At 69.1% G+C, this 20,495-nt stretch carries 13 protein-coding genes and 1 pseudogene; 11 read left to right on the top strand and 3 right to left on the bottom strand.

The genetic code is table 11. The annotated features are described in order from the left end of the window. Positions 1–3,134 (top strand): type III effector HrpK domain-containing protein (locus MKK53_RS07665; RefSeq protein ID WP_243928102.1); only part of this gene is annotated, 3,134 nt, incomplete at its 5' end. Positions 3,135–3,301: 167 nt separating this feature from the next. On the opposite strand, the gene MKK53_RS07670 is transcribed toward MKK53_RS07665, so the two are convergent. Then, positions 3,302–4,975, bottom strand: coding sequence for a putative bifunctional diguanylate cyclase/phosphodiesterase (locus MKK53_RS07670; protein ID WP_243928103.1), 1,674 nt, complete (start codon positions 4,973–4,975; stop codon positions 3,302–3,304). Positions 4,976–4,977: 2 nt separating this feature from the next. Further along, on the bottom strand, positions 4,978–6,813 hold the full coding sequence (locus MKK53_RS07675; protein WP_243928104.1) for an ATP-binding protein: 1,836 nt from the start codon (positions 6,811–6,813) through the stop codon (positions 4,978–4,980). Positions 6,814–7,140: 327 nt separating this feature from the next. Here MKK53_RS07675 and MKK53_RS07680 point away from each other — a divergent pair, with 327 nt between their 5' ends. The 4 genes from MKK53_RS07680 to MKK53_RS07695 all read left to right on the top strand — a co-directional run bounded on the left by MKK53_RS07680 (position 7,141) and on the right by MKK53_RS07695 (position 13,834). Continuing rightward, on the top strand, positions 7,141–7,518 hold the full coding sequence (locus MKK53_RS07680) for a hypothetical protein (RefSeq protein ID WP_243928105.1): 378 nt from the start codon (positions 7,141–7,143) through the stop codon (positions 7,516–7,518). A 93-nt stretch (positions 7,519–7,611) separates the two neighbouring features. Beyond that, positions 7,612–8,898, top strand: a complete 1,287-nt coding sequence (locus MKK53_RS07685) for an efflux RND transporter periplasmic adaptor subunit (RefSeq protein WP_243928106.1) — start codon at positions 7,612–7,614, stop codon at positions 8,896–8,898. A 10-nt stretch (positions 8,899–8,908) separates the two neighbouring features. Next, positions 8,909–12,127, top strand: a complete 3,219-nt coding sequence (locus MKK53_RS07690) for an efflux RND transporter permease subunit (protein ID WP_243928107.1) — start codon at positions 8,909–8,911, stop codon at positions 12,125–12,127. Positions 12,128–12,295: 168 nt separating this feature from the next. Continuing rightward, on the top strand, positions 12,296–13,834 hold the full coding sequence (locus MKK53_RS07695) for a diguanylate cyclase domain-containing protein (protein ID WP_243928108.1): 1,539 nt from the start codon (positions 12,296–12,298) through the stop codon (positions 13,832–13,834). Between the two features lie 6 nt (positions 13,835–13,840). On the opposite strand, the gene MKK53_RS07700 is transcribed toward MKK53_RS07695, so the two are convergent. Continuing rightward, positions 13,841–14,587, bottom strand: a complete 747-nt coding sequence (locus tag MKK53_RS07700) for a Crp/Fnr family transcriptional regulator (RefSeq protein ID WP_243928109.1) — start codon at positions 14,585–14,587, stop codon at positions 13,841–13,843. Positions 14,588–14,774: 187 nt separating this feature from the next. Between MKK53_RS07700 and MKK53_RS07705 the strand changes: the two genes are divergently transcribed. From MKK53_RS07705 to ccoG, 6 genes and pseudogenes are all read left to right on the top strand, one after another. After that, on the top strand, positions 14,775–15,176 hold the full coding sequence (locus tag MKK53_RS07705) for an MAPEG family protein (protein ID WP_243928110.1): 402 nt from the start codon (positions 14,775–14,777) through the stop codon (positions 15,174–15,176). Between the two features lie 98 nt (positions 15,177–15,274). Further along, entirely contained in the window at positions 15,275–16,936 is a 1,662-nt protein-coding gene (ccoN, locus tag MKK53_RS07710) for a cytochrome-c oxidase, cbb3-type subunit I (RefSeq protein WP_243928111.1), read from the top strand. 63 nt (positions 16,937–16,999) lie between these two features. Next, positions 17,000–17,746, top strand: a pseudogene (ccoO, locus tag MKK53_RS07715) (cytochrome-c oxidase, cbb3-type subunit II). 4 nt (positions 17,747–17,750) lie between these two features. Further along, complete coding sequence (locus MKK53_RS07720) at positions 17,751–17,900, top strand: cbb3-type cytochrome c oxidase subunit 3 (protein WP_243928112.1); 150 nt, start codon at positions 17,751–17,753, stop codon at positions 17,898–17,900. Positions 17,901–17,912: 12 nt separating this feature from the next. Next, positions 17,913–18,782 carry a cytochrome-c oxidase, cbb3-type subunit III gene (gene ccoP / locus MKK53_RS07725; RefSeq protein ID WP_279598895.1) on the top strand — a complete coding sequence of 290 codons (870 nt, stop codon included), beginning with the start codon at positions 17,913–17,915 and terminating at the stop codon, positions 18,780–18,782. A 197-nt stretch (positions 18,783–18,979) separates the two neighbouring features. Then, positions 18,980–20,494 (top strand): cytochrome c oxidase accessory protein CcoG, encoded by a 1,515-nt coding sequence (gene ccoG / locus MKK53_RS07730; RefSeq protein WP_243928114.1) that lies wholly within the window; start codon positions 18,980–18,982, stop codon positions 20,492–20,494. Position 20,495 lies beyond the last annotated feature (1 nt).

Below are 20,495 nucleotides of genomic sequence, written 5' to 3' on the forward strand. Positions count from 1 at the left end.
CCGGCGCGTCCCAGACTAACGGCGGCCAGGGTTCCGGCTCTTCGACCGGCGCGTCCCAGACTAACGGCGGCCAGGGTTCCGGCTCTTCGACCGGCGCGTCCCAGACCGGGACCGACTCCACCTCGGAAGGACCGAAGGCGAACTCGGCGACGACCCCGGTTCCGCCCCTGCCGGACGCAGCGAAGCGCAAAGCGGCAGCCGACAAGGGCATCAAGTGGGAGTTGCCGAAGGATGACAAGCGCACGGCGCAGGATATAATCGCCAGCTCTCCAGCCCTCATGAGCTTGGAAAACCAGAACGGAACAAAGGATCAGCTGAAAGCGCAAGTCGGCGATTTCGAAAACGATCCGAATGCGGCGTATCGCGCCAAGCAAGTCCTCGAACATATTGAGAAGATCGATTACAATGGTAACCGATACACTGGCGGTGAATCCGTCAACGGTCACATCGACGGGTTCGACAAGAAAGGTCACGCCGGGAAGGGATCCGAAGCAAAGCGTCTCGAGGCATTCGGCAAAGACGGCTTCTCAGCGCTCAAGGGGCGGCTGAGAGATCCAGCATCGGCTGCCGGCGACACACAGGCCCGCAGGGTTGCAGAATCGATCGGTATCGAGTGGGAGCTGCCGAAGGGGGACAACCGCTCGGCGCAGGACATCATCAACCAAACCCCTGTGCTGAAGCAGCTCGGCAACCAGAGCCAAATCAGCGAGATGCTGAAGGAGCAGGTCGGCGACTACGAAACCGATCCCAGTGCAGCGTATCGCGCCAAACAAGTCCTTGAGCACGTCAAGTCATACGACAAAAGCGGAAGGTCAATCAATACAAAAGAATCGAAGGATGGATATATTCACGGATTCAAGGGCGAAACCCCTATCGATGGATCCGAATCAGAACGCTTAGTAAATTTCGGGAAAACTGGTTTCTCCTCGCTAAAGGGAGGTTCCCAATCTGAATACTCCAGTAACTATAGAGAATACATTGAAAAAAATCCCAATGCCGATGCAGGGTCGGTGAAGATCACCGGGTATGCCGCCATTCTCGAAAAGAATTATGATCGCATCAAAGCCGATGTCGGCGAGAAAGGAGATCTTACCGCCCAGGATCTGAAGGATTATTCGCAAAAACATCCCGAGGCCAGCCAGGATGTGAAAGAAGCGATCGACTTCTGGTCGCGGCCCGGGGCGTTCTCGAAATTGGAGAGCGCCGAAGACCTCATGACGAAGAAACCCGATCAGAGGCTCAGCAAGAACGACATCTCGCACTGGATCAAAGACCAGGCGCCCACGAACGCGGCGGAATCGTTGGCGTTCCTCAACAACGTGGCCGGCCACGATGCCGTCGCGGAGACATCGACCGACGGCTTGACCAGCGACGTCTTCGAACATCCGGAAAAATACAAACCGGAAGTGAAGGCGGCGGTAGTAGAGGAGCTGATGACTGCCCAGTCTCTGGTCAGCAATGGTATAACAAACAAGATGTGGGAAATCGAAGGTGGCAGACAGATCATCACGACGGCGGCCAAAACAAATCCAGATCCGGAAGCGATCCTTAAGGATATCGGCGATCACATCGCCACACTCACCAAAGATCCGGATGTTTCCAAAATCCTGAGCGAGGGCCGTCACGGTAAGGTCAAAGATATTTTGAAAAGCAACCCAGGACTGCGGGATGCATTCCAAGCGGGATACGATGACACTAAATCCGGCCACCTGATCGACACGGCTTGGGATGCCAATACGAAAGACGGGAAGACAAGCATTCCGAACGTAGTCGCTGAATACACGCAGACTGCTCAGTTGTACCAAGACGCGTTGGACATCGATCCGAATCAGGCCGCGGTCGATCTTCAGGATGGAGTTTCCAAGTCCGGTCACGGGAAGGATCTGGAGACCTACTACGTCGATGAAATCGCCTCCGGCAAACGCTTGAATGAGATGGGGGACGACCCGGCGGATGCTGGCAAAGCATCCAATTTGCAGAAAAGTGCTGCATACATCTCAGAAGCCTCAATGATGAACCTTGTGTTGAGGTCGGACGTCACCGATCCATACAAGGACCAGATCACCGCGAACTTCGGCAACGCCGCGGCGGACGAGCTCACAAAGGACGCTACGTTCGACGATATGAAAAGGGCGTTCGGTATCGATGGCTCGGACAAGCTGGATGAAGACAAAGTCACATCTCTGATGACAGAGGTTGCAAAAGATCATCCAGAATATTTAGTCAATGGCGACGGGTCTAGTATGAAGCCCGATCAATTTCTTACCAAATTCCGGCAGGCGTGGGATGAAATGCGCCAAGGAACGAAGACCGTCAAGGAAATCTTCAAGAAATTTGGAATAAAGCCAGCGGCAAATACAACAACAGGAAATTTGATTGCAGGGTACGACAATGGTACCATGCACATGATCAGCGGGATGATTTTGGCTGGCATCTCCATCTCGAAGGCGATCCAGAGCGGCGGACATCCAAATACGAAGGATAGTATTTCAATCGCCGCCGGGTCCGTCCAGACGACTACCCTTATCACGGAGGGCGGCTTAAAAGCCTACAAGGCGCTGGTGAAGAAGGGCCTGGATGCGGGAAGGGCAGAGGCAGGCGGAGCAAACATGTCTGAGGCAACGAAGAAACTATTCGCCGCAGACGAGGCTAAGGCCAATCAACTGATGGGCAGTCTCGACAAAATGGGGAAAGCTGCATCCGCGGTCGGCGCCGTCGCGGGCCTCGTCTCAGCCGGTTACTCAATTTATGATGGCGTCCAATCCATTCGCCGGGGCGATAAGCTCCAGGGTGCCGCCAGCATCACCACGGGTACGCTTGGCTTGACTTCGGGTGTTCTTTCGACAGCTGAGGCGGCGATCACGTTCATCCCGGGGCTGGGAGTCAGCGCGGGTGTCGCAGGGACGGTGGCCGCGATCTCCGGAGCCGTCGCAGGGATATCGGCCTTCGTCTCACTCGGCTTCGCCGTCGCCCTGGATATCCGCAAGGGGATGAAAATCGATCACAATGATCAGAAATTCGGAGAGATGCTTGGCAGCTACCTCGGTAAATACGACATCCGTGGCGGGATGACCAAACAACAAGTCGACGACGAAATTGCGCAGAGATGGCCGGAAACCCCCCTTCCGGCCTAACCAACTGACCCGTCCGACCCCGAACCGGACGACGGTGCGGCACGGGGCAAGACGGCGATACCAGGGATAAGACAGGGCGCCTTCCGTGATCCATGGATGACGGAAGGCGCCCGGGACCGTTTGACCCAATCAATCATCCCGGCGCCGGGTTTCGGCGGGCGCCCCCTTCACCCGTGCCGCAGCATCCGGGGCGAGCGGAGGGTGGTGGCCCGCCGCTGGCGTTCGACGCTGCGCTCGCCGTTGGCGCGGTTCTCCTCCATCCGGATCTGCTCGATGAGCATCGGCCTCGCGAAGTAGTAGCCCTGGGCGCAGCGGATCTGCGTGGCCGCCAGCAGGTAGGCGACCTCGTCGGAGGTCTCCACGCCCTCGGCCACCACCGACATGCCGAGCGCCAGGCCCAAGGACTCGATCGCCTTCAGCACGATCTGGCTGCGCGGCCGCTTGTGGATGTCGGTGATGAAGGAGCGGTCGATCTTCAGCTCGTCGGCGGTGATCTCGGCGAGGGCGGCGAGGGAGGAATAGCCGACCCCGAAATCGTCGATGGAGACCCGCGCGCCGATCTCGCGGATGCGCGGCAGCACCTCCCGCTGGAACCGGCCCTTGGTGAAGAACGCCTCCTCGGTCAGCTCCAGGATGAAGCGGGGCGCGACGCCGGTGCGGCCCAGGGCCTCGCAGAAGGCCGTCATGAACGGCACGTCGCAGGCCTGCTTAGCCGCGATGTTCAGGCTGAGGGACACGTCCGGCCCGAACATGTCGTCGAGTTCGGGGATCGCCCGGACGGTCTCCGAGAGGACCTGCAGGGTGATCTCGTTGATCAGGCCGAGTTCGATGGCGAGCCCCACGAAGTCGCCCGGTGCCTGGATCACGCCGAGCTCGTCCCGCCAGCGCAGGAGCACCTCCACCCCCTTCACGGCGTGGCTGCGCATGTCGACCTTGGGCTGGAACGCGCAGCAGAAGCACCGGTCGCGGATCGCCAGCCGCAGCCGCTGCTCCACCGCCATGCGGGCGGTGGCGGCGTGGCTCATCGTCTCCTCGAAGACGCTGACGCCCCCCTTCACGCTGCCCTTCACCCGGTACATGGCGCTGTCCGCCTGCCGGCGCAGGGTCTCGTAGGTGGTGCCGTGCTCCGGGTAGAGGCTCAGGCCGATCGAGGCCGAGGCGAAGATCTCGTGCCCGTCGATGAAGAAGGGGTGCTTCAGCCGGTCGGAGATGTCGGAAACCCCCGCCAGGGTCGCCGCCCGGTCCGAGACCGGGTTCAGGAGCAGCACGAACTCGTCGCCGCCGAGGCGGGCGAGCATGTCGCTCGGGCGCAGGGCGCCGCGGATCCGGTCGGCGACCTTGCGCAGCAGCGTGTCGCCGGCCGCGTGGCTGTAATAGTCGTTGATGTGCTTGAAGTTGTCGAGGTCGATGAAGGCCAGGGCGAAGCGGTCCGACAGGCACGCGGCGGCGATCAGCTCTTCGATGCTCTGCTCGAACATCATCCGGTTCGGCAGGCCGGTCAGCGCGTCGATATAGGCCCGGCCGATCAGGTCGCGCTGGATGCGGTGGTGCTGCGTGACGTCGAGGAGGGTGGTGAGGGTGAACGCGTCGCTGTCTACGGCGAGGGCGCGCGCCTGCGCCTCGACCACGTGGTCGGCGACCTCCGCCACCACCGTCCCCACCATCGGGCGCACCGCCTCCGCCGGGAGGTCCTGCGTCGTGTCCGGGGCGAGGGCGCGGGCGGCGGCGTTCGCCAGGATGCAATGGCCCTGCGCGTCGTGGACGACGATCCCCACCGGCAGGACCTGGATGGCCGCCTCGAGGAGGGTGCGCCGGTGGCTGGGATGGGCCGGGTCGCTCACGCTCAATCCTGCTGCCAGAGCGACCGGGCGAGGCGGTGGGCCGGCTCGGCCTGAACCGGCATCGGCCCGTCGCCGGGCTCCAGGGAGCGCCGCAGCAGCCGGCGGTGGGCCTGGTCCAGGGCCGGGCCGTTGCCGAGCTCCGAGCCCCCCTCGCGGCCGAGGCGGGCGGCCACGGCGCCCTCCGCCTCGAGGCCCGCGGGCTTGCTCATGGTGGCGGCCCGCCACCGCTCGACCACGGCCCCGACGAAGGGGGCGCCGGCGGAGGCCTTCGCCTCCTCCATCCCGCGCCCGCTCATGTCGTTGCGCGGCTGGCGCCCCGGCGGCAGCTGCCGGAAGGTCATGCGCACCGGCACCGGCACGCCCTCGCCGAAGGCGATGACCTCCCCCGTGCCCAGGGACGGCACGAAGGCCAGGAGGTTCACCGCATCCGTCACCGCCGCGGACAGGAAGGCCTGGTCGCGCTCGTTGGTCATGCGCATGGCGAACAGGGTGCTGCACTGGGAGATGATCGCCGGGTCGAGCTCGGCCGGGCGCTGGGTGACGAGGCCGAGGAACACCCCGTGCTTGCGCCCCTCCCGGGCGATCCGCGACAGGGCCCGGCGGGTGGGCGTGAAGCCGACGGAGCGGTCCGCCGAGGCGTAGCGGTGCGCCTCCTCGCAGACGAGGAGCAGCGGCACGGCGCCCTCGCTCCAGATCCCGAACTCGAAGGCGAGGCGGCAGAACACGCAGACCACCGCGTCCACCACCTCGGTGGGCAGGCCGGCGAGCTGCATGATCGTCATCGGCCGCCCGTCCGGGTCGAGCCGGAACAGGTGGGCGAGGAGTTCGCCCATCATGTCGCCGCCGACATTGGCGTTCTCGAACATGAAGCCGTAGCGCGGATCGTTGCGGATCGTCTCGATCCGCGAGATCAGCCGGTGGTAGTGCATCCGCGAGGCGCGGTTCTCCAGGCGGCCCATCCGCTCGTCGATGAGCAGCGTCAGGTCCTGGAGGGTGTAGGGAACCGGCGTGTCGACGGTGAAGCCCGCGTTCTTGCCCAGGCCCCGCTTGACCACCTGCCTGTCGGAGGAATCCTTGTACTGGAGGTACTTGGTCTTCGCGAGGGGGATGACCTCGGCGAGGATCTCGATCTCCTCATCGACGGGCGGGCGCCCGCCGTAGATCACGTCCGTGATCTCTTCGAGGTTGAACAGCCAGAACGGCAGCTTGAGGTTGCGCGGGTTCACGATGTTCGCCCGGTCGCCGAAGCACGAGGCGTACTCGTTGTGCACGTCGAGGAGGAAGACCCGCACCGCCTCCTGCGCCGCCATGACCTGATCGAGGATCACCGCCACGGCGCTCGACTTGCCGACGCCGGTCGCCCCCAGCACGGCGAAGTGCTTGGACAGGAGGTCGTTGATCTTGATCGAGGCCGGCGTGTCCGGGTCCTGGTAGAGCGTGCCGACGGAGACCGTGTCGGTGCCCGACACCTGATACACGGTGCGCAGGTCGGAGGGCGGCAGCAGGTCGACCGCATCGCCGATCGCCGGATACCGCGCCACGCCCCGGCGGAACCGTTGGCCCTCGCCCTCGGGGAGGATCTCGCCCAGCAGGTCCAGCCCCGCCAGGGCGCTCATGCCGTTCGGCCCGTCGCCGCGGGAGGACAGGGTGGTGACGATGCCCACGAGGATGGCGCCCCCGGCATGGACGCGCACGAACTTGCCGACCGTCACCCGGACGCCGAGACGGCCGTCCCGGGCCTCGAGGAGGACGTTGACCTTCAGGCCTTCGATGGACGCGACCGTGCCGAGGCGGGCCGTGAGGTCGGGCTCGCAGGAAAATCCCGGGCTGCTGGACATCGGTGGAACCTCTGGGCGGCGGTTCGTCCGTCCGCGGGCGGCACGAGGGGACACGCCGTCGCCGGCGTCGGAACAGCACAATGCCCGGTTGTTGTTTATAAATTCTATACAGCGCGAGGCTGAGTAGCCATTAAGGGTGTCTTAATGCGCCGACACATTACCGGCAAAGCACAGAACAACCATCGTCAAAATGGAATTGTTTCTTCAAGGACGTAGAAATATCGACATCCAAGGGTCTGCTGGCGTGATCAGTTCCAGTCGAGGCCGCCAGGCCCGCGCGGCGGCGGCGCTTGTCGCCGGGGCCGGAAATCGCCCATAAGGGCCGGGATGAGCGCGGCGCGGCGGCATACGGCCTTCGGGGCGGGGAACGGGTGGTGGGCTTCCGCCGCCCGGGTGCTGGCCCTCGTCCTGGCGCTGGTCCTCGCCCTCCCGGCGGCCGGCCTCGCCGCGGACCTCGCCTTCCACCAGGGCCATCACGGCCACGGCGTGGCCGCGCTCACCGTCGGGCCCGCGGGCGAGACGGGGCATCAGCCGGCCGATCCGGGCCTCGCCTGCCACGTCCATTGCGGCTGCCACGTCACCGCGAGCCCCTGCACGGCCGGTCTCGCACCGCCCTCCGGCGCCGCGCGGCCGCGCTACGCCCGCCTGTCCGAGGCCGCCGCCTCCATCGCCCCCGACCTGCGTCCCCGGCCTCCCCGCGCCTGAGGTGACGCCGCCCCCGCGCGGCCCGTCTCCCTCACCTCACCGCAACCGATCGCGCCGGCCCCCCGGGCGCGCGATCCCGGCCGAGCAGGCACCATGCGCATCCTTTCGAACGCGGCCTTCCTGGCCGCAGGGCTCCTCGCGGGCGCCGCCGTCCCCGCCCTGTCCGGCCCTGTCCGGGACGCCCTGATCGCCGCCGGGCTCCCCCGCTCGGCCTTCGCCTGCGCGCCCCTGGCGGCGCCCGCGGCGGCCGGCCGGCACGATCACGACGACGGCCGTGGCCCTGCGGAGGAGGGGGAGGGGCGGATCGCGATGACCGCCGACCAGGTCCGCCGCCAGGCCATCGTGGTGGCGCCGGTGGCGGGCGGAACCCTGTCCCGGCACGTCCTCGTCCCCGGCACGGTGACGCCCGACGCCGACCGCATCGCCCGGGTCCCGGCCCGGGTGGTCGGCACCGTCTCGCAGATGCGCAAGCGCCTGGGCGACACGGTGGCCAAGGGCGACGTGGTCGCCCTCCTCGACAGCCGCGAGGTGGCCGACGCCAAGAGCGAGTACCTGACGGCCCTGGTCCAGTCCGAGCTGCAGACGGTGAACTTCGACCGGCAGGAGAAGCTGCTGGCCTCCCGCGCCGTCTCGGAGGCCGCGTTCCAGAACGCCCGCGCCCAGTTCCGGGAGAACCAGCTGCGCCTGGACCTCGCCCGGCAGAAGCTCTCGGCGCTCGGGCTCAGCGCCACGGAGGTGGCCGCCGCCCAGAAGCGCGACGAGGCGACGCCGAACACCTCGACCCTGCGCCAGTACGAGCTGCGCACGCCCCTGGCGGGGCGGATCGTGGAGCGCAAGGTCGATGTCGGCACGGCGGTCGGCAAGGAGGGCGACCCGGCCGACCTCTACACGGTGGCCGACCTCTCCAGCGTCTGGATCGAGCTGGCGGTGCCGACCGCCGACCTCGCCGAGATCCGCGACGGCGCCCCCGTGGCGGTGACGCAGGGCCAGGGGGCGGGGGAGCGCCGGGGGCGGGGGAGGGTGGTCTTCGTGAGCCCGCTCCTCAACGCCGAGACCCGTTCGGCCCGGGTCGTCGTCGCCCTGCCGAACGAGGACATGGCGTGGCGCCCGGGGACCTACGTCACCGCCGAGGTCGGGATCGCGGAGGATGCCGTGCCCGTCCGCCTGCCGAAGCCGGCGCTCCAGACGATCGAGGGCAGACGCGTCGTCTTCGTGCGGACCCCGGAGGGATTCGAACGGCGGGAGGTCACCCTCGGGCGCTCCGACGACGACGCCGTGGAGGTGGTCTCCGGCCTCGCGGCGGGCGAGGCGGTCGCCGTCGGCAACAGCTTCCTCCTCAAGGCCGAGCTCGGAAAGAGCGACGCCGACCACGACCATTGAGGGTCCGGCCATGATCGCCCGCATCCTCGACTTCTCCGTGCGCCGCCGCTGGCTGGTGCTGCTCCTGTCCCTGATGGCCGCCGCCCTCGGGGGCTACGCGGCCACCCGACTGCCCATCGACGCGGTGCCGGACATCACCAACAACCAGGTCCAGATCAACACGCTGGCGCCCTCCCTCTCGCCCGTCGACATCGAGAAGCAGGTCACCTACCGGATCGAGACGGCCCTCGCCGGGATCAAGGGGCTGGACTACACCCGCTCCCTCTCGCGCAACGGCTTCTCGCAGGTCACCGCGGTGTTCGCGGAGACCCTCGACATCTACTTCGCCCGCCAGCAGGTGGCCGAGCGCCTGTCCCAGGTGAAGCAGGACCTGCCCCCCGGCGCGCAGCCCGCCATGGGCCCGATCTCCACCGGGCTCGGCGAGATCGTCATGTGGTCGGTGCGCTACGCGAGCCCGGGGGAGGGCGCCGCCGCGCCGCCGGGCAGGCCCGGCCCCCAGGCGGACGGGAGCTACGTCACCCCCGAGGGCCAGCGCCTCGCGACGGAGCTGGAGCGGATCGCCTACCTGCGCACGGTGCAGGATTGGATCGTCCGGCCGCAGATCAGGACCGTGCCCGGCGTGGCCGGGGTCGACAGCATCGGCGGCTTCGAGAAGCAGTACCACGTCCAGCCCGACCCGACCCTGCTCGCCTCCCTCGACCTCTCCTTCGGCGACGTCGCCCGGGCGCTGGAGGCGAACAACGCCAACCAGGGCGCCCGCTACCTGGAGGATCACGGCGAGAGCTACGTGGTCCGCGCCGCCGGGCGCCTGGAGGGCATGGAGGACATCCGCGACGTGGTCGTGGCCACCCGCGGCGGCGTGCCGGTGCGGATCCGCGACGTGGCCGCGGTGCGGATCGGGCGCGACCTGCGCACCGGCTCGGGCAGCGAGGACGGGAGCGAGGCGGTGATCGGCACCGCCCTCATGCGGATCGGCGAGAACAGCCGCACGGTGGCCGCCGCCGTCGAGACCCGGCTGGGGGAGATCCGCCGGTCCCTGCCGCCCGGCCTCGCGATCCGCACCGTCCTCGACCGGACCCACCTCGTGGAGGCGACGGTGCGCACGGTGGCGCGGAACCTCGCCGAGGGGGCGGCCCTGGTGGTCCTCGTCCTGTTCCTGCTCCTCGGCAACATCCGCGCGGCGCTGGTCACCGCCCTCGTCATCCCGGTGGCGATGCTGATGACCATGACCGGCATGGTCCAGGCCGGGATCTCGGCCAACCTGATGAGCCTCGGCGCCCTGGATTTCGGGCTCATCGTGGACGGGGCGGTGATCATCACCGAGAACGCGCTGCGCCACCTCGCGGAGCGGCAGCACGCCCTGGGCCGGCCCCTCGACACCGGGGAGCGGCTCGCCACGGTGCGGCGCTCGGCCGGGGAGATGGTGGCGCCCTCGCTCTACGGGCAGGCGATCATCATCCTCGTCTACGTCCCGCTGCTGACCTTCACCGGGGTCGAGGGCAAGATGTTCGAGCCGATGGCGCTCACCGTCATCATCGCGCTGGCCAGCGCCTTCGTCCTGTCCCTCACCTTCGTGCCGGCGCTCATCGCCCTCGTGCTCACCGGCCGGATCGCCGAGGGCGACAACGGGCTCGTCCGGGGGCTGAAGGCGCTCTACCGGCCGGTGCTCGGCGCGGCGACCCGGACGCCGCGGCCCTTCATCGGCCTCGCCGTCCTGCTGCTGGCCGGGGCCGCCGCCCTCTCGACGCGGCTCGGCACCGAGTTCATCCCGCAGCTCGACGAGGAGGCCATCGCCCTCAACGCCACCCGCATCCCCTCGACCTCCCTCACCCAGTCGCAGGCGATGCAGCTGAACGTGGAGAAGGCGGTGGGCGCCGCCCCGGAGGTGGCCACGGTGTTCTCGAAGACCGGCACGGCCGAGGTCGCCTCCGACCCGATGCCGCCGAACTCCTCGGACACCTTCGTGATCCTGAAGCCCCGGGCGGAGTGGCCGGACCCGGCCCTGCCCAAGGCCGCGCTCCAGGAGCGGATCGAGGCGGCGGTCGGGCAGCTCGCCGGCAACGTCTACGAGTTCTCCCAGCCGATCCAGCTGCGCTTCAACGAACTCCTCGCCGGCACCCGGGGCGACCTCGCCGTGAAGGTGTTCGGCGAGGAGTTCGAGCCGATGCTGAGGACCGCCAACCGGATCGCCGGGGTGCTGCGCGGCATCGCGGGCGCCGAGGACGTGAAGGTCGAGCAGATCGCGGGGCTGCCGATCCTCGACATCCGCATCGATAAGGGCGAGGCCGCCCGCTACGGCCTCAGCACCGGGGCCATCCAGGACGTGATCGGCGCGGCCATCGGCGGGCGCGAGGCGGGCGTCGTCTTCGAGGGCGACCGCCGCTTCCCCATCGTCGTGCGCCTCACCGACCGGGTCCGCGAGGACCGGGAGACCCTGGAGAACATCCCCGTGCCCCTGCCGCCGGGCGCCAACGGGCGGGCGGGCTCGGTCCTGCTCAAGCAGGTGGCGTCCTTCTCCGTCACGGAGGGCCCGAACCAGATCAGCCGGGAGAACGGACGGCGCCGGGTGGTGGTGACGGCCAACGTCCGCGGACGGGACATCGGCTCCGTGGTGGCCGAGGCGCAGGCGAAGGTCGGGCGGGAGGTGCCCCTGCCCGCGGGCTCCTCCCTCACCTGGGGCGGGCAGTTCGAGAACCTCGCCTCGGCCAAGGGGCGGCTGGCGGCGGTGGTGCCGGCTTGCTTCGTCCTGATCTTCCTGCTGCTCTGCTCGGCCCTGGGCTCGGCCCGGGACGCCCTCCTCGTGTTCAGCGCGGTGCCCCTCGCGCTGACCGGGGGCATCCTCGCCCTGTGGCTGCGGGGGATGCCGGTCTCGGTGCCGGCGGCGGTGGGCTTCATCGCCCTGTCGGGCGTGGCGGTGCTGAACGGTCTCGTGATGCTCACCGCGATCCGCCAGCTCGCCGCCGCGGGCCGCCCGCGCCGGGAGGCGATCCTGGAGGGGGCGGCGAGCCGGCTCCGGCCGGTGGCGATGACGGCGCTGGTCGCCTCCCTCGGCTTCGTGCCCATGGCGCTCGCCACCGGGACCGGGGCCGAGATCCAGCGCCCCCTCGCCACCGTGGTGATCGGCGGGCTGATCAGCGCGACGATCCTGACCCTGGTCGTGCTGCCCGCCCTCTACGCCCGCTTCGGCAGGCCCCCGGCGCCGGGAGAAAGTCGTGAATTGTACAAATGAACGATCGGCTTCTCAGTGTTCTTGATTGGATGATCAATAAAAACCGGTTCCAGTTCATGTTAATCGAGCATCCTACACCACATCGACCGGTGCCTGAAAGACTTCGCTAACGGCAGGCCGGCATGATGGCCAAGGCGGGGAAGACCGGGTCGTCTTCGGCGAGTGGCCATGAGTGTGAGTCCGATCCACGACAGGCGGCCCCCCGGGGAGGGGCCAGGCGCGGTGCGGCGGGAGGCCCCCGGCGGCCGGAGCGGCGGCCTGCTGGGCGAGCCGCGCCGTCTGCTGGCCATCGTCGCCATCGTCGTCATCGGCGGCATGTGGGCCTATGCGGGCTGGATGATCCTCGACCTGCGGCGTCAGGCGTGGGCCAACGCCCGCCACGACGCGGCGAGCCTGCTGAGCACCAGCGAGCGCGCCCTGTCCCGCGACATCGAACTCTACGACATGTCCCTGCGGACGGTGGCCGACCTGATGAACCTGTCGGTGCTGGAAGGGGTCTCGCCGGAGGTCCGCCACCTGAGCCTGTTCGACCGGCTGTCCCGGGCGCGGGGCTACGGCTCGATCTTCGTCCTCGACAGCAACGGCGATTCCTTCCTCGAATCGGGCGCCGTGGTGCCCCGCCGGCTCAACGGGACGGACCAGCCCTACTTCACCGTCCAGCGCGACGACGCCGAGGGGGGCCTGTTCATCGGGGCGCCCCGGTCCTCGCGGATCACCGGGCAGGAGGTGATCCCCCTGAGCCGCCGCTTCAGCTACGCGGACGGAAAGTTCGCGGGGGTCATCGTCGGCGCCATCCAGCTCTCCTACATCCGGGAGATCTTCGACCGGCTGAAGGGCGACTCGGCCTTCACCGTCGCCCTCACGTTCCGCGACGGCGTCACGACGATGACCACGGAGGCGACCGCCGTCGACCTCAAGGGGCCGGGCCTGCGGGAGAGCCGGGAGGTGCTGCCCTGGCCGCTGCACCTCAGCGTCTTTCTGCCGGAATCGGCCATCGACGAGGCGTGGATGCCCCAGACCCGGCCGATCCTCACCATCGCCCTGCTGCTCAGCGCGGCGATCCTGGGGGTCCTCGTCCTGCTGCACCGGGAGTTCGGCCGCCGGGAGGAGGCGGAGCGCCAGGCCCTCGCGGCCCAGACGGAACTGGAACGCCTCGCCGCCACCGACGCCCTGACCGGCCTGTGGAACCGGCGGCGTTTCGAGCGGACCATCGCCCGCTGCGCCGACCCCGCCACCCGCCCGGACTGGGCGCTGATGGCCATCGACGCCGACCACTTCAAATGGCTGAACGACCGCTACGGCCACCCGGCCGGCGACCGGGCGCTCCGGAGCGTCGCGGCGGTGCTGATCACCCGGGCGGCGGCCTCCGGCGGGGAGGCGTTCCGGGTCGGCGGCGAGGAATTCGCCCTGCTGGTCGCCTGCGGCCCCGAGGAGGCCCTGCGCCTCGCGGAGTCGATCCGGGCGGGGGTGGCGGCGCTCGCCCTGCCTCATGCCGACCATCCCCGGGGCATCCTCACCCTCAGCGTCGGCCTCGCCCACGGGGCCTGGGCGCCGGAGGCGAGCCTGCAGGACTGGATGGATGAGGCCGACGAGGCGCTCTACGCCGCCAAGCGCCAGGGCCGCGACCGGGTCTGCCTCGCCCGGGAGGGGGCCCCCCGGGAGCCCGGCCCGGCGCCTCCGGTGCGGCTCGCCGCGGGCGGGCGCTGAGGCCGATCAGGAATCCGTGCTGCGCAGGTGCAGGTAGGTCGGGTCGAACTCCCCCGCCTTCCGCAGGGCGGCCCAATCGTGGACCTTGAGCCGGCCGCCGCTCAGGGTGATCAGCCCGCCCTCGCGCAGCTCCTTCAGGATCCGGTTCACGTGGACCGAGGAGATGCCGAGGGCGTCGCCCAGCTCGTACTGGGTGATGGGCAGGTGGCAGGAGTGGTCGCTGGCGAGGCCCACGATCTCCAGGCGCACCATCAGCTCGCAGAACAGGTGGGCCATGCGCGGGTAGGATTCCCGACGGCCGTTGTTGAGCATCCACTCCCGGGACAGGGAGCCCTCGATCAGGGTGGCCCGCCAGAAGGCGTCCACGAGCCGGGGATGGGCGTGGAACATCGCCCGCAGCGCGTCGTGGCCGACGAAGCCGATGCGCAGCGCGCTCACCGCGCAGATGCTGAAATCGAGCACCTCCAGGTTCAGGCTCTGGAAGTCCGGCAGGTCGCCGGGGACGTGGTAGGCCAGCACCTGCCGGCGCCCGTCCCTCGTGGTCTTGTAGGTGGCGGCGAGCCCGCTCAGCACGGCGAAGCAGCGGTTCGGCCGGTCGTGCTCCAGCACCACGTCCTGCTGGGCGGCGTAGTCCGCGACCTGCAGGGGCAGCGTCGCCAGCGCCTCCCGCTCCGGGCCCGACAGCGCGAACAACGAGACGCTCTCGATCTTGCGGACGAAGGGGTGCGTGTCCGCCGGGAGCAAGTCCGCCATCGATTTCCCCCCAAACATCGTAACCGCAGGGATCATAGGGCACATTCCCCGCCACGGACGCGGGCGCGGGCGGCCGGTTCCGTGGTACGGCGGGGGAGGGGCCGGGCCGTTCCGCCGGGCTGTGCAACCCCGCCGGGGCCGGATGGGTTGTGGCGGCGATCCCCACCCGTCGCAAGGACAGGACACGATGCTTTCCACGGAGATGATCGTCCTCGGCCTGTCCGTCGTCCTCCTCGTCGTCCACATCGCGCTCCAGGGCGCCACCGTCACCCGGGAGCGCGGCACGGACTGGAACATGGGCGCGCGGGACGGGGCGGGGGCGCCGCTCGGCGTGCTGGCCGGCCGGGCCTCGCGGGCGCTCGACAACTACAAGGAGACGTGGCCGGCCCTGATCGCCATGGCCCTGGCCCTGGCGGTCACGGGGCGCACCGGCGGGGTCGGTGCGGTGGGGGCCCTCGTCTGGCTCGCCGCCCGCCTCGTCTACATCCCCCTCTACCTCGCCGGCATCCCCGTCTGGCGCACCCTGGTCTACGTCGTCTCGATGGCCGGTCTCGCCATGATGGTGGTGCGCCTGTTCACCGGCGCCTAAGCGGCCCCGGGGGCTTTTGATTCAGGTCAAGGTGGGGCTCCGGCCCGGCGCCTAACGCAGCGGCATCGATTCCCTGCGCGAGGCGTCACGAGCGAGCCATGGCCGCCATATCCGGTCGGAAATACATGACGGAGGGGGAGGCCGGGCTCGGCCTCGCCCTGATCGTCGGCGCGTTCCTGTGCGCCTTCGCCTCGGCCCGTGCGGTCGACACGCCCTTCGCCGTCCACATGGCGGTGTTCGCCCTGGCCGGGGCGGGGGGGCTCGCCGCCCTGCTGAAGCGCTACGAGCGCCGGCCCGCGGCGCCGCCGCCGCAGGCGATCGACGGGCGGCCGAACTACAATCTCGGGCCGATCAAGTTCGCGGCCCTGGCCTCCATGGGCTGGGGCATCGCCGGCTTCGCGGTGGGCTGCATCATCGCCTTCCAGCTCTGGGCGCCGGCCCTGAACCTGGGGCTCGAATACACGACGTTCGGGCGCCTGCGGCCGCTGCACACCTCGGCGGTGATCTTCGCCTTCGGCGGCAACGTGCTGATCGCGACCTCGCTCTACGTGGTCCAGCGCACCTGCCGGGCGCGGCTGGCGGGGGAGCTCGCCCCCTGGTTCGTGGTGCTCGGCTACAACCTGTTCATCGTCATCGCCGGCACCGGCTACCTGATGGGCGTGACCCAGTCGCGGGAATACGCCGAGCCGGAATGGTACGCCGACCTGTGGCTCACCATCGTCTGGGTCGTCTACCTGGTGGTGTTCCTGGCCACGGTCCGGAAGCGGACCGAACCCCACATCTTCGTGGCGAACTGGTTCTACATCGCCTTCATCGTGACGATCGCGATGCTGCACATCGTCAACAACCTCGCCCTGCCGGTGACGGTGTTCGGCTCCAAGTCCTACTCGCTCTTCTCGGGCGTGCAGGATGCGCTGATCCAGTGGTGGTACGGGCACAACGCGGTGGGCTTCTTCCTCACCGCCGGCTTCCTGGCCATCATGTACTACTTCGTCCCGAAGCGCGCCCAGCGGCCGATCTACTCCTACCGCCTGTCGATCATCCACTTCTGGGGGCTGATCTTCATGTACATCTGGGCGGGGCCGCACCACCTGCACTACACCGCGCTGCCCGACTGGGCGCAGACGCTGGGCATGACCTTCTCGATCATGCTGTGGATGCCCTCCTGGGGCGGCATGATCAACGGGCTGCTGACCCTGTCGGGCGCCTGGGACAAGCTGCGCACCGACCCGATCCTGCGCTTCATGGTGGTGTCGCTGGCCTTCTACGGCATGGCCACCTTCGAGGGGCCGATGATGTCGATCAAGGCGGTCAACTCCCTCTCGCACTACACGGACTGGACCATCGGCCACGTCCATTCCGGCGCCCTCGGCTGGGTCGCCTACATCTCCTTCGGCGCCCTGTACTGCCTGATCCCGTGGCTGTGGAACCGCCGCGAGGTCTACTCCCTGAAGCTGGTGGAGTGGCACTTCTGGATCTCCACGCTCGGCATCGTCCTGTACATCTCCTCGATGTGGGTCGCCGGGATCATGCAGGGCCTGATGTGGCGGGCCTACAACTCCCTCGGCTTCCTCGAATACTCCTTCGTGGAGACGGTGGAGGCGATGCATCCCTACTTCCTCGTGCGGGCGCTCGGCGGGGTGCTGTTCCTGATCGGCGCGCTGATCATGGCCTACAACCTCGCCATGACCATCGCCGGGCGGACCGCCTCTTCAGGGGAGGCGCTCCCCGGCCCCGCAGGCCTCGCCCCGGCCGAGTGAACCCGACCGGGGCCGCCGCAGCGGCGGCCCCCACCCCCCGCGTCGCATCACGGATACACGCCGATGGCCACCGCCCAGCCCGGCCTCTGGAAGAGGCATGAGATCTTCGAGAAGAACTCCATCGTCCTGCTCATCGGGGCGCTGATCGTCGTGGCCATCGGCGGCCTCGTGGAGATCACGCCGCTCTTCTACCTGAAGAGCACGATCGAGACGGTGGAGGGCGTCCGCCCCTATACGCCGCTGGAGCTCGCCGGCCGCAACATCTACATCCGCGAGGGCTGCTACCTCTGCCACAGCCAGATGGTCCGGCCGATGCGCGACGAGATCGAGCGCTAGGGCCACTTCTCCCTGGCGGCGGAGAGCCTGTACGACCACCCGTTCCAATGGGGGTCGAAGCGCACCGGGCCGGACCTCGCCCGGGTCGGGGCCAAGTATTCGGACCAGTGGCACCGGGAGCACCTGCGGGACCCCCGCGCCGTGGTGCCGGCCTCGATCATGCCGCCCTACGCCTTCCTGGACCGGCCCCTGGACGGCGAGGCCATCGCCGACGACCTGAAGGCCAACCGGGCGTTGGGCGTCCCCTACAGCGACGAGATGGTGGCGCTGGCCGGTGCCGACCTGAAGGCCCAGCTCGACCCCGACGGGCCCGGCGCGGCCGACCTCCAGCGCCGCTACCCCGGCGCCGTCGTCCACGACGTCAGCGGCGACAAGGGGCGGGTCGCCGAGATCGACGCCCTGGTCGCCTACCTCCAGGTCCTCGGCACCATGGTCGACTTCAAGATCTACGAAGACAAGAAGAGCCTGAGGTGACGGCATGACCTACGAAAGCGCCGCCGCCTTCGCGCAGACCAGCGGCCTGCTCTACTTCGTCGGCCTGTTCGTCGCCGGCGCCCTCTACGCCTTCTGGCCGCGCAACCGCACCCGCTTCGACGCGGCCGCCCATCTCCCCCTGATCGAGGATTGATCCGTGGCCGAGCTGAGCCCCACAGGCCAACCCCCCGCAGCCCCGCAGACCACGGGGCACGAATGGGACGGCATCTGCGAATACAACAACCCGCTGCCGCGCTGGTGGCTCTACGGGCTCTACGCCACCATCGTGTGGTCCATGGGCTACTGGGTGCTCTACCCGGCCTGGCCGATGGCGACGGGCTACACGGCGGGCCTGCTCGGCTATTCCCAGCGCGCCACGGTGCTGGGGGAGGTCGAGGCGGTGCGCAAGGAGCGGGACGCCCGGGGCCGGGCGCAGCTCGCCAGCGCCACGGTGGCGGAGATCCGGGCGGACCCGGCGCTGCTGCGCCTCGCGCTGGCCACCGGCAAGGCGGCCTTCGGCGACAACTGCGCCGCCTGCCACGGCAGCGCGGCCACCGGCCGGATCGGCTACCCGAACCTGCAGGACGACGACTGGCTCTGGGGCGGGACGCCCGAAGAGATCGAGCGCACGATCCGCTACGGCGCCCGCTCCGGCCACGGGGAGGCGCATCTCGGCGACATGCCGGCCTTCGGGCGCGACGGCATCCTCCAGCCCGCCGAGGTGGAGGCGGCGGCGACCTACGTCCTCTCCCTCTCGGGCAAGCCGGGGGTGGCCGGGGCGAGCGCGGAGAAGGGCGCCGAGGTGTTCGCGAACACCTGCGCCGCGTGCCACGGCCCCGAGGCCAAGGGCAATCCCGAGCTGGGGGCGCCCAACCTCACCGACGCGATCTGGCTCTACGGCTCCGCCCCCGAGCAGGTGGTGGCCACCGTCACCAACGGGCGCAAGGGCGTGATGCCCGCCTGGGAGGGCCGCCTCGACCCGGCGACGATCAAGTCCCTCGCCGTCTACGTCCACGGCTTCGGGGGCGGGCGGTAGGGGGTGGCGCGCCCAACGGCACCCCGGCCCGCCGACCGTCGGACAGGTCGGAGTCCGGACTGGCAAAGCCCACCGCCGAGGGGGCCCCGCGCCGCGCGGGGCTTCGACGCCGTTTGAGCCAGATCAAGGCGGCCCCTGCGGGGGGGACCTAGGGCCTCCGCACACCGTCCCTTCAACGGACGGAGGATGGTCCGCCGATGCCCCTCGCCCAGCGCCACATGCCCCCGCAGGACTCCGCCGCCGCCCCGCCGGCCGCCCCCCGCCGTGCCAAGAAGTTCGCCGCCGCGGCGACGCGCTCCGCCATCCCGGTCGAGGACGGGTCGCTCTACGTGGCGCGGACGAAGGTCCAGCCGCAGCTGGCCCACGGCACCTTCCGGCGGATCAAGTGGGTGCTGCTGGTCGTGGCGCTCGGCGTCTACTACCTCGTGCCGTTCCTGCGCTGGCACCGGGGCGAGGGCGAGCCGTCCCAGGCGGTGCTGCTCGACCTCGACAAGGGCCGGTTCTACTTCTTCTCCATCGAGCTGTGGCCGCAGGACGTGACCTACGTGATGGGTCTCCTGATCCTCGCGGCCCTGATCCTGTTCCTGATGACCGCCGTCGCCGGGCGGGTCTGGTGCGGCTACCTCTGCCCGCAGACCGTCTGGACCGACCTGTTCCTCGTCGTCGAGCGGATGATCGAGGGGGACCGGCGGGAGCGGCTGAAGCTCGACGCCGCCCCCTGGTCCATGGAGAAGATCGCCCTGCGGACCATGAAGCACGCGATCTGGCTGCTGATCGCGTGGTGGACCGGGGGCGCCTGGGTGCTCTACTTCGCCGACGCACCGACCCTGGTCGTGCGCCTCGCGACCTTCCAGGCCCCGCCGGTGGCCTACGCCGCGATCCTGACGCTCACCGCCACCACCTACCTGCTGGCGGGCCACATGCGGGAGCAGGTCTGCACCTACATGTGCCCCTGGCCGCGGATCCAGGCGGCGCTGACGGACGAGCACGCCTACGCCATCCTCTACCGGGAGGAGCGGGGCGAACCGCGGATCTCGGCGAAGAAGACGGACGGGCTCCGGGCCGCGGGCCAGCCGGCGGGCGACTGCGTCGACTGCTTCGCCTGCGTCACCGTCTGCCCGGCGGGCATCGACATCCGCGACGGCCTGCAGATGGACAGCATCCAGTGCGGCCTGTGCATCGACGCCTGCGACACGACCATGGGCAAGCTCGGGCGGCCCACGGGGCTGATCAGCTACGACACCGAGGCGAACCGGCGGAGCCGGGCCGCCGGCCACGGCCCGGTCAGCCGCATCGTCCGGCCGCGGACGATCCTCTACGCGGCGCTGGTGGCCGGCGTCGGCGGGTTCATGCTCTACAGCCTCCTCACGCGGACCTTCACGGGCGTCAGCGTCCTGCACGACCGCAACCCGCAATTCGTCACCCTCTCCGACGGCTCGGTGCGCAACGGCTACACCCTGCGCATCGCCAACAAGCGCCCGGCCGCCCGGGCCTTCGCCCTGGACGTGGAGGGCGTGGGCGGCGCCCGGGTCGAGGTGGTGGGCGGCACGCCCGACGCCCTGCCGGTCCCGGCCGATTCCACCGAGGAATTCCGCATCCTCGTCTTCGCCCCGCCCGGCCTGGAGGCGCCGGCCATCCCCCTGACCTTCCGGATCGTGGACGCGGCCTCCGGCGAGGACGCCACCGCCCACGACCACTTCAAGGCCCGCTGAC

The organism is Methylobacterium sp. J-076 (assembly GCF_022829405.1).
GTDB lineage: Bacteria > Pseudomonadota > Alphaproteobacteria > Rhizobiales > Beijerinckiaceae > Methylobacterium.

Bases quoted from the DNA above. Each gene is read 5' to 3' on its own strand.
- MKK53_RS07720 (WP_243928112.1), top strand. From the start codon at position 17,751: ATGACCTACGAAAGCGCCGCCGCCTTCGCGCAGACCAGCGGCCTGCTC.
- ccoN (WP_243928111.1), top strand. From the start codon at position 15,275: ATGGCCGCCATATCCGGTCGGAAATACATGACGGAGGGGGAGGCCGGG.
- MKK53_RS07700 (WP_243928109.1), bottom strand. From the start codon at position 14,587: ATGGCGGACTTGCTCCCGGCGGACACGCACCCCTTCGTCCGCAAGATC.
- MKK53_RS07695 (WP_243928108.1), top strand. From the start codon at position 12,296: ATGAGTGTGAGTCCGATCCACGACAGGCGGCCCCCCGGGGAGGGGCCA.
- ccoG (WP_243928114.1), top strand. From the start codon at position 18,980: ATGCCCCTCGCCCAGCGCCACATGCCCCCGCAGGACTCCGCCGCCGCC.
- MKK53_RS07705 (WP_243928110.1), top strand. From the start codon at position 14,775: ATGCTTTCCACGGAGATGATCGTCCTCGGCCTGTCCGTCGTCCTCCTC.
- MKK53_RS07675 (WP_243928104.1), bottom strand. From the start codon at position 6,813: ATGTCCAGCAGCCCGGGATTTTCCTGCGAGCCCGACCTCACGGCCCGC.
- MKK53_RS07685 (WP_243928106.1), top strand. From the start codon at position 7,612: ATGCGCATCCTTTCGAACGCGGCCTTCCTGGCCGCAGGGCTCCTCGCG.
- MKK53_RS07680 (WP_243928105.1), top strand. From the start codon at position 7,141: ATGAGCGCGGCGCGGCGGCATACGGCCTTCGGGGCGGGGAACGGGTGG.
- MKK53_RS07690 (WP_243928107.1), top strand. From the start codon at position 8,909: ATGATCGCCCGCATCCTCGACTTCTCCGTGCGCCGCCGCTGGCTGGTG.